The following is an 11,007-nucleotide window of genomic DNA, read 5'->3' on the forward strand; positions in this document are numbered from 1 at the left end:
TCAGGTCTCGCTGAGGGCCTTGCAGGCGAAGGTCATGCGCACGGCGCCGACCGATTGAGGTTGCGGCTGCGCCCACGGCGTGGGCTGGAACTTCGGGGAGCGCCAGGCGCGGCCCTTCAGGCCGGGCTGGTCGTGGTAGATCTCCTCGATCACGCGGGAGACGCCGCGGCGGCAGTCGAATTCGCCCAGGCTCTCGACCGAGCGGAAGGCGAAGCCGTCGCGCTGGAGCGGCTTTTCCGAGTCATAGGCGGTCCAGGCCTTGCGGACGCCGTCCGCCCCATTGGCGTGGTGACGCATGAACACCCAGGTGTCGTCGCTGGCGGTGATCAAGGTCCAGCCGTCGCGCTCGAGTCCGAACGGCGCGGCGAACGCCGGGCCGGCGGCGAGAAGGGAAAGGGCGAGGGCAACGGCGCGCATCCCTGCACAACGCCGCGAACGGCGCCGTCTGTCCAGCCGCACGCGACGTCAACCTGAACCGAACCTAAACGGGTCTCTCAGGAATTTCTCAACGCTGCTGTCGCATGCTTGTCACGAGCCGCAAGAACGCGGGCGCAAGACAAGGTGACGACATGGCGGTCTCTCACGCCATCGACTGGGCTCTGATCGATCAGACGTCCGACCATCCGGTCGCGGTAGGCGACGTGGTCTCGGCGGACGCAGGCGGAATGCCGATCTATCGAGTCGTGGGCCTGCGAGGCCGGCAGGTGGAACTGGCCAACGAGCACAACGCCATCATCGGCGCCCTGCCGCTGGAGCGGTTCCGCTGGCGCGGCGCCGAGGTCTGACGCTCACATCGCGTTGGCCGCCGCCCGCGCCGCGTTGAGGAAGGCCGCCCGCGCCATGGACAGTTCGCGTCCGGTCGCGTTGGGCCAGGCGGCGTTGGTGACGATCACGATGCGCTCGTCGCGGAAGACGGTGATCGACTGGCCGAAGATGCCGCGCGCTTCGAACGCGCCGTTGTCCGGCATCCACCAGAAGTAGCCGTAGCCGCGCTCGCGCGCGCCGTTCTTGATCTGCGGCGAAGTCGCCTCGTCCACCCAGCCCGCGGGCAGGATCTGTTTCCCGCCCCCCTTGCCGCCGTCGAGGATGAACTGGCCGATGCGGCCATAGTCCTTCAGGGTGACCGACAGGCAGCAGCCGCCGCGCTCGTGCCCGGCCGGGTCCACCATCCAGATGGCGTCGCGCTCCATGCCATACGGCTTCCAGAGCTTCTCCGAGGCGTAGGCCGAAAGGCTCTTGCCCACGGCGTTCGACACCAGGATCCCGACGAGGTCGGTCTCTCCAGTATTGTAGTTGAAGAAGGTCCCTGGCTCATGGGCCCGCGGCAGGCGGCTCATGTAGGTCACCAGCGGGTTCTTGCCCGGCTCCAGTGGCAGCATGGTCGACTGGGCCACATCCGACTTCGGGTCGGTGTAGTCCTCGTTCCACTTCACGCCCGAGCTCATCATCAGGAGCTGGCGCACTGTGACGCCGTCGTAGCCTGAGCCCTTGAGTTCGGGAATGTAGTCCGTGACCGGCGCGCCGAGGCTCTTGATCTTGCCGTCCTGGATCGCGGCGCCGACCAGGGTCGAGGTCACAGACTTAGCCACCGAGAACGAGGTCCAGCGGTCCTCCGGCTTGCGGCCAAGGCCGTAGCGCTCGAGCACGATCTTGCCGTCCTTCAGGATCAGCACGCCCGAGGTGTTGTAGGCCTTCATGTAGTCGTCGACCGACCAGGTCTTGCCGCCGTGCTCGAAGCTGAAGTCGATCTGCTTCTCGGCCTTGGGCAGCGGATGGACCCTGTCGCCCCGCTTCACCGTCTCGACTTTGTAGACGCTCTCGATGTCGCGGTACCAGTCGGACTGCTGCTGCGGGGTCCAGACCAGGATCGAGGGCGTGTCGGGCCTGATCGCCACCTGGGCGTGCGACCCGCCCCCCACCAGCGCCGCCGCCAGAGCGAGTCCCAGAACCTTACGCATGCCGAACGCCTCCCCGATTTTGGCGGGGAGGCTAACGGCGTCGGTTCAACTGAACAACGCTAAGGTTGGACCGGCGCTACGCCGCCAGCGCGGGCGCCTTGGGCGTCGCGAACGGCTGGGCCGCGTCGCGCTCGGCCAGCAGGGCGCGGTGCAGGCTGTCCTCGCCGGCCAGGCGAGCCGCGGAGATAAGCGTCAGGTCCAGCACGTCGCGCTGGGCGTGGCTGCCGCCGAACCGGTGGTGCTTGCTGCGCACGCCGCGCAGCAGTTCGGTCGCCTTGGCGTATTGGCCCTGACCGAACGCGTGCAGCCCCTGGGTCGCCGGCAGGCCCACCTCGCGGACGAAGTAGGCGTTGTCGCCCGGACCTTCCAGGGCCGCCGCTTGAGCGTCCAGCAAAGCCGCGGCGTCGGCTTCGCGGCCCGCGCCGACGTAGGCCATCATCGCATGGGTGTCGACGAAGGCGCTCATGCCACGGGGTTCGCGGGCGAAGTTGTCGGCCAGGACGCGCCAGCGGTCGCCGACATGCACGCCCATCAGGTTGAGGCGCCAGAGCATGGCGGCGGCGTCGACCATGTCGAAGCTGAAAGTCGTCGCCCCGCCATAGATCGGGCCGTCGAACAGCGTCAGCACATCGTCGGTCTCGCCCAGCCCCAGGTGGAAGAGGGCGGTGTGCCACCAGTTGTGGACGCCCAGCATGGCCTCGGGCTGCCAGGCCTCGTTCTCGTGGCGCATCCAGCGGACGCCTTCGGCGTGGCGGCCTTGCATCAGCAGCACGTGGGCGACGCCGTGCTGGGCCCAGTTGTTGCGCGGCTGGAGCGAGATCGCCTCCCGGCCGCTGGCCTCGGCGCGCGCATAGTCGCCGGTTTCCTCGTAGCCGAACGACAGCAAGCCCTGGATCACCTGCCAATCCGGCATGTCGCTCGACCAGGTCGGCAGGGCGCGGGTGATCCGGTCGCGCAGCATGCGCGCGTCGCCCAGCAGGAAGTCCATGGTCTGGCCCACCTGCAGGGCGAGGGTATCCCGCGGGCGGGCGATCGCCACGTCCTCGAGGATGCGGGCCGCGGCGCGGACCTCGCCGGCCAGCAGGCTGCCGATCGCCGCCAGGTGGCCCAGTTCACGCGTGTTGGCGTTGTCGAGATCCTTGGCGACCTCGAACGCCGCGGCGCCCATGGCCATGACCTCGGCGTTCGATCCGACCAGGGTCATCCAGGCCTTGAGGGCGTAGGCCATCACGAAGCGAGGGCTGTCGGCGAGGGCCGCCTCCAGCGGCGTCATCGCGTCGCCGGCATAGCAATGGTAGGCGTCTAGCGCCTTCTGATATAGTTCGGCCGCTGCCGGGCTCGCGCCGGTCATCTCCAGGCCGTGGTGGTCCTTCACCGTCATCGGGTCTTTCCTTTTCTCGGGGCGGTGAGGGGTACGGGTTCGGGCGCTGCGGCTCTAGCGGTCGGACGGTCGGTTCGGCGAGCGTGCCGGTTTCCGGTGCAATTTTAAAGCGTTGCGGTGATTTCGAGGGAAGGTCCGACGAAGATGGCGGCGCAGCCTCCGGACAAAACTGTACCCGAGGTGCAGTCCGAGGCGCGCACCAAGGGCGAGCGCACGCGCGAACGGCTCCTCGACCTCGCCTACGACGCGGTCATCCGGAAGGGCTTCGCCTCGACCTCGATCGAGGAACTGGTGGAAGCCGCAGGCATCACCAAGAGCGGGTTCTTCTACCATTTCAAGGACAAGAGCGATCTCGCGCGCCAGCTGATAGAGACCTACACGGGGCGCAGCATGCAGTTCCTGGATGGGCTGGCCTTGCGGGCCCGTGAACTGTCGGACGACCCGTTGCACAGTTTCCTCATCTTCCTGAAGCTTTACGCCGAGCAGATGGAGGAGATGACCCTCGGACATCCCGGCTGCATGGTCGCCACCGTCACGTTTCAGGACCATGCCTGGGACCGCAAAGTGCGCCAGCTCGTGATCGACCAGGTGGTTGAATGGCGTCAGCGCTTCGTCGGCTGGCTGGAGGATATCGCGGAGACCTATCCGCCCAAGGGCAGCGCGCGGACCGAAGACCTGGCGGACGCCATACTGGCCTTCACCTACGGTGGCATGACCCTCGCGCGGGCGCTGAACGACGCCACCGCCATCGCCCGTCAGGCAATGATGTTCCGCGAAACCGTGCGGCTGCACTTCCTCGGCGCCTGACCTTGCGGCGTTGAGGGCCGGAGGCTAGGCCAGGGCATGGCCGAATTTGATTTCGACGCGGTGGTTGTGGGCGCGGGCGCCGTGGGGCTGGCCTGCGGCTATGCGCTCAGCCGGCGGGGGCTGGTGGTGGCGGTGCTCGAGCAAGACGCCGCGATCGGCCAGGGCGTCTCGTCCCGCAATTCAGAGGTGATTCACGGCGGGCTCTACTACCCCACGGGTTCGCTGAAGGCGCGGTTGTGCGTGCAGGGTCGGCGGATGCTCTACGCCTTCTGCGACGCCCACCATGTCGAGTACGACCGGTGCGGCAAGCTGGTGGTGGCCGAGACGCCGGACGACCTGCCGCGGCTGGACGCCATCCTCGAGCAGGCCCGCCTGAACGACGTCGAGGGCATGGAGCGCCTGACCCGCGACCAAGCCCTGGCGCTGGAGCCCGAGTTGGCTTGCGCGGGCGCGCTGCTGTCGCCCCAGAGCGGCGTGTTCGAAAGCCACGCCTATATGCTGGCCCTGCAAGGCGAGATCGAAGCGGCGGGCGGCGCGGTCGTGCTGGCCACGCCCTTCGAAGGGGCGACACCGCTCGACGGCGGCGGCTTCTCGGTACGGGCCGGCGGCGCTGAGCCCACGGTGCTGACCTGCCGTTACCTGGTCACGGCTCCTGGCCTGTCCGCCCAGCACGTCGCCGGTGAGATCGAAGGATTCCCGAAGTCGGTCATCCCAGAGGCGTTCTACGGCAAGGGCATGTACTTCCGCCTGACGGGCAAGGCCCCGTTCGCGCGGCTGATCTATCCGCCGCCGATCCCCGGCGCGCTGGGCACCCACTATCGCCGCGACCTGGGCGGGCAGGGCGTGTTCGGGCCGGACCTGACCTATGTCGACGCGCCCGACTACACGGTCGATCCGGCGGCGGCGGCGGGCTTCTATGCCTACATCCGCAAGTTCTGGCCGGGCCTGCCGGACGGCGCGCTCAGCCCCGACTATGCCGGCGTGCGCCCCAAGATCCACGGCCCCGGCGAGACCCAGCCCGATTTCCGCCTCGACGCCGCCGACGTCCACGGTCTGCCCGGCCTGGTCGCCCTGTTCGGGATCGAAAGCCCCGGCCTGACCTCGTCGCTGGCGATCGGCGAAGAGGTGGCGAGCCGGCTGGGGCTTTAGTTCCGCCGCGTCATCGGCTGATACTTCCGCGAAGGGAGACCGCCATGAAGAACCGCATCACCGACCTGCTGGGGGTGAAGTACCCTATCGTCCAGGCGCCGATGGGCTGGATCGCGCGTTCGCAACTGGCGTCGGCGGTGTCCAATGCAGGCGGCCTCGGGATCATCGAAACCTCGTCCGGCCGACTGGACGAGGTGCGCGAAGAGGTCGCGAAGATGAAGACCCTCACGGACCGGCCGTGGGGAATCAACGTGGCCCAGGCGTTCGTCCGCGACCCCGACATCGTCAGCTTCGTCGCGGATCAGGGCGTCAAGTTCGTCACCACCTCGGCCGGGGACCCGAACCGCTACTGCGACGCACTGAAGGGCAAGGGCCTGACCGTGTTCCACGTGGTGCCGTCGCTGGCGGCGGCGGAGAAGGCGATCGCGGCGGGGGTGGACGGCCTGGTGGTCGAGGGCGGCGAGGGCGGCGGGTTCAAGAACAGCCGCGAGGTGGCGACCATGGTGCTGCTGCCGCTGGTCTGCTCGAAGACGGACCTGCCGGTGATCGCGGCCGGCGGCATCACCGACGGCCGGTCGATGGCCGCGGCCTTCGCCCTGGGCGCCGAGGCGGTGCAGATGGGCACGCGCATGGTTTCGGCCGCCGAAAGTCCGGTGCACCAGAACTGGAAGGACATGATCGTGGGCGCGAAGGAGACCGACACCGTCTTCCTGAACCGTCACGGCCCCGGCCCAGCGCTACGGGCGCTGCGCACGGAGAAGACAACGCGGTTCGAGCTCGAGCCGCCATCGAACATCATGGCCGAGATGGCCAACGCCCTTGCGCTCTACTTCGGCGGCGACATGGAGGCGGCCATCGCACTGTCGGGACAGGTGGCCGGCCGCATCGACAGCGTGAAGCCGGTGGCCCAGATCATTCGCGAGACCGTCGAGGAATTCCAGGCCGTGACCAGCGACCTGGGCCGGCGGTACGGGAAGGTCGCCGAGCCCGTGTGATTACTTGGGCAGGCTCCCCAGCCAATTCAGGATCGTGGTGGCCAGCCGGATCCTAGCGCTGTTCCACCCGTGGTCGGTGTTGGCGTGCACGATGGCGACGCGGCCGCCGCGCTGCTTCACGTCCATGAACAGTTTCTCGGCCACGGGCGCCAGGCCATCGTCGGAGGTCAGCACCAGGAGGCGGGTCTTGGCCAAGCCGGGCGCGGCGGCCGCGAAGCTGTAGGGGCCGAAAGTCGCCATCTGGTCGGCCATGGCCTCGGCGGTGACGCCGGCCAGGGACTCCATGTTGTCGGCGGCGATCGCGAGGCGCTGGGCCTTCGGCGCGCCCGCCGTGGCGCCCATGTCGGCCGCCGAGATCAGCGCCGCGCCCAGCAGATCGCCGTCCGAGGCTGCGACCTGCGACGTGACCCAGCCGCCCATGCTGTGGCCCATGATCACTAGCCGCCTGGGGTCGATCCGCAGGCGCTTGGCGTTGCCGGGATCGCGGACGTAGGCCAGAACCGCTTTGGCGTCGTCGAGGTTGCCCGCGAAGCTGAAGGTCCCGGGGCTGCCCCAGGAGCCCCGATAGTTGAAGGTGACGGCGTTCCAGCCGGCCCGTCGGACGGCCTGGGCGAGGTCGAGGTTCTTCTCGTTGCCTGGCAGACCGTGCAGGATGATCGCGGTCGGGTGCGGCCCGGCGCCCGCGGCCAGATAGGCCAGGCCGTTGATCTGCACGCCGCCGGACGGGATGTGCAGCACCTGCGACGAGGCGGGGTTGGCGGCGTCGGCCGGCGGATCGGAGAACAGGGCGGCCGGTGGGCGCGCCGGCTGGGCCGCCGCCGCCGAAGCGAACGCGAGCGCGGCGCACGCCGCCAGCAGCAGAGACTTCATCGCCGACCCCAGGATCCGAACCGGCGACGAGCCTAGCTCGTGACGGCCGCCAGCGCATCCTGCGGCGAGGCGTCTTCCAGATGGATCAGGGCCCAGACCCCATAGAACAGCCAGGGCCATAGCGGCCCGTCCGCCGGCGGTCCCCCCAGACGGCGCACGGCCTCGACCTTGCCCAGGCCCGCGCGGACGTCGGCGGCGCGAGGTGCGATCCAGGCTTCGACGGGGACGGTGAAGCCTTGCTTCTTCGCCCACGGTTCGGCGGCGGGGCAGGCGCGTTCCAGCCACTTGCGCAGCAGCCACTTGCCGTAGCCGCCTCGCACCTTGAAGCGGTCGGCCAAGGGCCAGGCGAACGCCGCAACCTCTGCGTCGAGGAAGGGCGTGCGGCCCTCGAGCCCGTGCGCCATCAGGCAGCGGTCCAGCTTCAGCAGCAGGTCGTTCGGCAGCCAGGTGACCACGTCGGCCCACTGTGCAGCCTGCAGGGCCGAGAGGCCCTGCGGCGCCCGCGCCTGTTCGCGCCAGGCGGCCAGCACCTCCGGCCGGGCGCCGCGCGGCTCGGCTGGTCGGCCGCCCAGCAGCTTGGGCCTGAGCGCCCGGCGATAGCGGCCGTAGCCGCCGAACAGCTCGTCGCCCCCCTCGCCCGTAAGCACGACGGTCAGGGTCCCCTTGGCGGCCTCGGCCAGCTTGTAGGTTGGCAGCGTGGCGTAGTCGGCGGTGGGATCGTCGAGCGCCCAGGCGACCTTCGGCAGGATCCGCCAGAAGTCTTCCTCGCCGAAGCTCGTCTCGCGCCAGTCCAGGTTCAGCGCCCGGGCCACCTTCTCGGCCTGGGCCCGCTCATCCTTGGCGCCCGGCGCGTCGAAGCCGCAGGTGAAGGCGGTGACGGGCCGCGTGTTCAGGCGGGCCATCTGGGTCGCGATTGCGGCGGAGTCGATCCCGCCGGAGAGGAACAGGCCGTAGGGCACATCCGAGCGCTGGTGAACCTGCACGCTGTTCTCGAGAACGGCGTCGAGCTGTTTGAGCAGCGCGGCTTCGTCGCTGTTCGAGGCTGCGGGCGCGCGCGACAGCGCGGCCTTGCGCTTTCCCGAAACGATCCGGCCGTCGCGCACCTCGACCACTTCGCCCGGCGCGAGGCGACGCAGACCCTGGAACGGCGTCCGTTCCCCGAGGACGTAGTTCAGGTCGACCAACTCGCGCGCGGCGCCCTCGTCGAGCACCTTGCGCATCAGGCCAGCGGCGAAGAAGGCCCGTGGCTCGGACGCGAAGGCCAGGCCGCCGGCGTGCTCCATGATGTAGAGCGGCTTGATGCCGAACGGGTCGCGCGCCAGCCAGGCGCGGCCATCCGGCCCGATCAGGCAGAGGGCGTACATCCCGCGAAGCCGGGCAAACGCGGCCTCGCCCTCGCGCGCGTAGAGATGCAGCAGGGGCTCGAAGTCGGAACCGGTGGCCGTCGAGAGCCCGAAGTCGCTGGCCAGCTCGACGTAGTTGTAGATCTCGCCGTTGCCGATGACCGTCCCGCCCGCGGCGTGAAGAGGCTGCCAGCCGCCCTCGAGGTCGATGATCGAAAGCCGCGCGTGAGCCAGCTTCGCGCCCGCCGCCGCTTCTAGCCGGATCCCGTCCGGCCCGCGGTGCTGCAAGGCCTGGATCATGGGCTCGACCGCGGCGTCGCCCGCGCCGCCCAACTGCCCCGCGATGCCGCACATCAGGCGGCTCCGTAGTCGGCGAACAGCGCCTTCCATTGCGCCACGACCGCGGCTTCGGAGAATTCGGCGTCGACCCGGGCGCCGCCCGCGGCCGCCAGCCGGGTGCGCAGCATGGGCTCCGCCAACAGGCGGCGCACGGCGGCTGCCAGGGCGTCGGCGTCGTCGACCGCCACCAGCAGCCCGTCGCCCTCGTGCTGGATCAGCGCCTTCGGGCCCTGGCTCTCGGCGGCCACCACCGGCAGGCCGTGGGCCCAGCTCTGGATCACCACATTGCCGAGCGGCTCGTAGCGCGAGGGGAAGACGCAGACGTCGGCCGTCCGGTAGAGGGCCGAAGCGTCGGTGCGCCAGCCGAGGAAACGGACGCGGTCCGCCACGCCCAGCGCCTCGGCCATGCCCTTCAACTTCGCCTCCAGCGGCCCGACCCCGGCGATCCAGAGATAGGCGTCGGGAACCTGGACCAGCGCCTGCAAGGCGACGTCATGCGCCTTGCTCTCGTGCAGCCGGCCCATGGCCAGCAGCAGCGGTGCGTCCTCAGGGGTGTGCAGGCTGCCGCGCCCGGCCGGCGCGACGTCAGCTGGTGCGGCCGCGAAGTTGGGGATGCAGGTGACCCGGCCGGCGGGCCAGCCCTGGCCGACGATCCACTCGGCGATGTCCTCGGTGTTCGCCACCAGATGGTCGAAGCCCTTGTAATACTTGAGGCTGTAGTAACCGCCCAGCCGACCGATCCGAGCCCAAGGCCCGCGTGGCGTGTGACGCGCGGCACGGTTCATCCAAGCCAGCGCCACCTTCGTCCGCTGCAGGGCGGCGAAGCCCGCCGCCGCCGGCTTGGTCAGGATGTCGAGCGGCCCGCCGAAGCGCAGCACCTTCACCGGTATCCCCGCCGCTCGCAGGCGGGCCTCCCGGTTCGCGTTGCCGCGGATCGCCGCCGCCTCGGCCACGCCGGCGCGCTGCAGGGCTTCCAGGAGATCGACGAAGTACGTCTCCGCGCCGCCTTCGCCGGCCGTTCCGAGGAGGTGGAGGACGCTCATCGCGGGTGCGACCTTAGCGGCGGTTCGCCCTTTGCCCAAGCGCTTGAAGCTGAGCGCCACTGCCCCTATAACCCGCGCCTCGCGCGATGCGCCGCTCGGTTGGCTGGGTAGCTCAGCTGGTTAGAGCGGTGGATTCATAACCCACAGGTCGGCGGTTCGAGCCCGCCCCCCGCCACCAGCGGCCATCGCGCGAATATCCCTCAGCCCTGCAGCATCTGGCCTAGGCGACGGATCGTGTTCCACGTCCGGATGGTCCCGACGCCCGAGCGCTCGCGCGACAGCATGGCCACCACGCGCGACTTGCCCGGCGGCTCGGGCGTGTAGAGCCACAGGTCGCCGCCGACGATCGCCACCTTCTCCCGGGGACTGGCGCGTTCCTGCAATGTCGCCAGCGCATTTGCGGTCAGCGGGGCGCGCATGATCCGAACCGCCACGTGGCGCGGATCCGCCTGCGTCTCACGCGGGAATGGGTTGGCCGAGACGACGGTCCGGAACGCGGCGGCCGTGCGTACGATATGGTCCACCCGCCGGCCGAACGCGGCCTCGTAGGCGCGCTCCAGGCGCGTCTCCAGTTCGGCCACGGAAGCTCGGCCGGTCTCGAAGACGACGTTGCCGGTGGCCAGGAGCGGACGCGGCCGCTCCAGGCCCAGGCCCTCCAGCACCGGGATCCAGTCCGCATTCCGAAGCCGTCGCCCCTCGGGCAGCAGGATCGAGTAGAGCAGGGCGACATAGGTCGCCACTAGGCGGCGTGCCGATCCTCGGCGTGCGCGTCCGGCTCGGGCGGGGTGTTGATGGTCAGCATGGCGTCGTAGCCCTGGGCCTCGGCCTTGTGGGCGGCATTGCTGGCGGCGGTGACAGCGGCGTCGAGGCTCGAGTAGGGGCCGAAGTGCTTGCCATTGAGCCCGACCTTCCAGACGCCGTCGATCAGGTCGACCGTATAGTTCACCAGGGCCATGCCCATTCCTCGCCCAACGATTGCGGAATCGAACCAGATTCGCGCGCAGAACGCGAGTATCTCAAATGACCCGGGGCCACCCTCCGCGGAATGCTCGCCTGCGCGGCGAACGTGACGTGACCCCCGTTTCTCATCCAGTCGTAACGAGAGTCCTGGGTTGATCTGAG

At 69.5% G+C, this 11,007-nt stretch carries 12 protein-coding genes and 1 tRNA gene; 5 read left to right on the forward strand and 8 right to left on the reverse strand.

Going from position 1 to position 11,007, the window contains the following annotated elements; all coding sequences use genetic code 11:
* A complete protein-coding gene (locus ACODSY_RS25365) occupies positions 1-417 on the reverse strand; it encodes a surface-adhesin E family protein (RefSeq protein WP_488954694.1) in 417 nt (138 codons plus the stop codon).
* 152 nt (positions 418-569) lie between these two features.
* Here ACODSY_RS25365 and ACODSY_RS25370 point away from each other — a divergent pair, with 152 nt between their 5' ends.
* On the forward strand, positions 570-785 hold the full coding sequence (locus ACODSY_RS25370; protein ID WP_488954695.1) for a hypothetical protein: 216 nt from the start codon (positions 570-572) through the stop codon (positions 783-785).
* Positions 786-788: 3 nt separating this feature from the next.
* Here the strand turns inward: ACODSY_RS25370 and ACODSY_RS25375 are convergent, their stop codons facing one another.
* Positions 789-1,958, reverse strand: a complete 1,170-nt coding sequence (locus ACODSY_RS25375) for a serine hydrolase domain-containing protein (protein ID WP_488954696.1) — start codon at positions 1,956-1,958, stop codon at positions 789-791.
* Between the two features lie 76 nt (positions 1,959-2,034).
* Positions 2,035-3,339: a tetratricopeptide repeat protein gene (locus tag ACODSY_RS25380; RefSeq protein ID WP_488954697.1), complete on the reverse strand. Its 1,305-nt coding sequence runs from the start codon at positions 3,337-3,339 to the stop codon at positions 2,035-2,037.
* A gap of 144 nt (positions 3,340-3,483) precedes the next feature.
* On the opposite strand from ACODSY_RS25380, the gene ACODSY_RS25385 reads away from it, so the two are divergent.
* The 3 genes from ACODSY_RS25385 to ACODSY_RS25395 are packed head-to-tail and all read left to right on the forward strand — an operon-like array spanning position 3,484 to position 6,290.
* Complete coding sequence (locus ACODSY_RS25385) at positions 3,484-4,146, forward strand: TetR/AcrR family transcriptional regulator (RefSeq protein WP_488954698.1); 663 nt, start codon at positions 3,484-3,486, stop codon at positions 4,144-4,146.
* 36 nt (positions 4,147-4,182) lie between these two features.
* On the forward strand, positions 4,183-5,295 hold the full coding sequence (locus ACODSY_RS25390) for an NAD(P)/FAD-dependent oxidoreductase (RefSeq protein ID WP_488954699.1): 1,113 nt from the start codon (positions 4,183-4,185) through the stop codon (positions 5,293-5,295).
* 44 nt (positions 5,296-5,339) lie between these two features.
* Entirely contained in the window at positions 5,340-6,290 is a 951-nt protein-coding gene (locus ACODSY_RS25395; protein WP_488954700.1) for an NAD(P)H-dependent flavin oxidoreductase, read from the forward strand.
* On the opposite strand, the gene ACODSY_RS25400 is transcribed toward ACODSY_RS25395, so the two are convergent.
* Genes ACODSY_RS25400 through ACODSY_RS25410 form a run of 3 tightly spaced genes read right to left on the reverse strand, consistent with a single transcriptional unit; the run spans position 6,291 to position 9,885 of the window.
* Positions 6,291-7,160 carry an alpha/beta hydrolase family protein gene (locus tag ACODSY_RS25400; protein ID WP_488954701.1) on the reverse strand — a complete coding sequence of 290 codons (870 nt, stop codon included), beginning with the start codon at positions 7,158-7,160 and terminating at the stop codon, positions 6,291-6,293.
* A gap of 32 nt (positions 7,161-7,192) precedes the next feature.
* Positions 7,193-8,857 (reverse strand): asparagine synthase (glutamine-hydrolyzing), encoded by a 1,665-nt coding sequence (gene asnB / locus ACODSY_RS25405; protein WP_488954702.1) that lies wholly within the window; start codon positions 8,855-8,857, stop codon positions 7,193-7,195.
* The gene (locus ACODSY_RS25410; RefSeq protein ID WP_488954703.1) at positions 8,857-9,885 is read right to left on the reverse strand and encodes a glycosyltransferase; all 1,029 of its coding nucleotides are present in this window, start codon (positions 9,883-9,885) and stop codon (positions 8,857-8,859) included. The genes asnB and ACODSY_RS25410 overlap by 1 nt, the downstream gene beginning before the upstream one ends.
* 101 nt (positions 9,886-9,986) lie before the next feature.
* On the opposite strand from ACODSY_RS25410, the gene ACODSY_RS25415 reads away from it, so the two are divergent.
* Positions 9,987-10,063, forward strand: a tRNA-Met gene (locus tag ACODSY_RS25415).
* A gap of 22 nt (positions 10,064-10,085) precedes the next feature.
* On the opposite strand, the gene ACODSY_RS25420 is transcribed toward ACODSY_RS25415, so the two are convergent.
* Together ACODSY_RS25420 and ACODSY_RS25425 are read right to left on the reverse strand one after the other, a co-directional pair.
* Entirely contained in the window at positions 10,086-10,625 is a 540-nt protein-coding gene (locus ACODSY_RS25420) for a DUF1697 domain-containing protein (RefSeq protein ID WP_488954704.1), read from the reverse strand.
* On the reverse strand, positions 10,625-10,840 hold the full coding sequence (locus ACODSY_RS25425) for a hypothetical protein (protein ID WP_488954705.1): 216 nt from the start codon (positions 10,838-10,840) through the stop codon (positions 10,625-10,627). The genes ACODSY_RS25420 and ACODSY_RS25425 overlap by 1 nt, the downstream gene beginning before the upstream one ends.
* Between the last annotated feature and the right edge of the window lie 167 nt (positions 10,841-11,007).

This window comes from Phenylobacterium sp. FG114 (genome assembly GCF_057809855.1).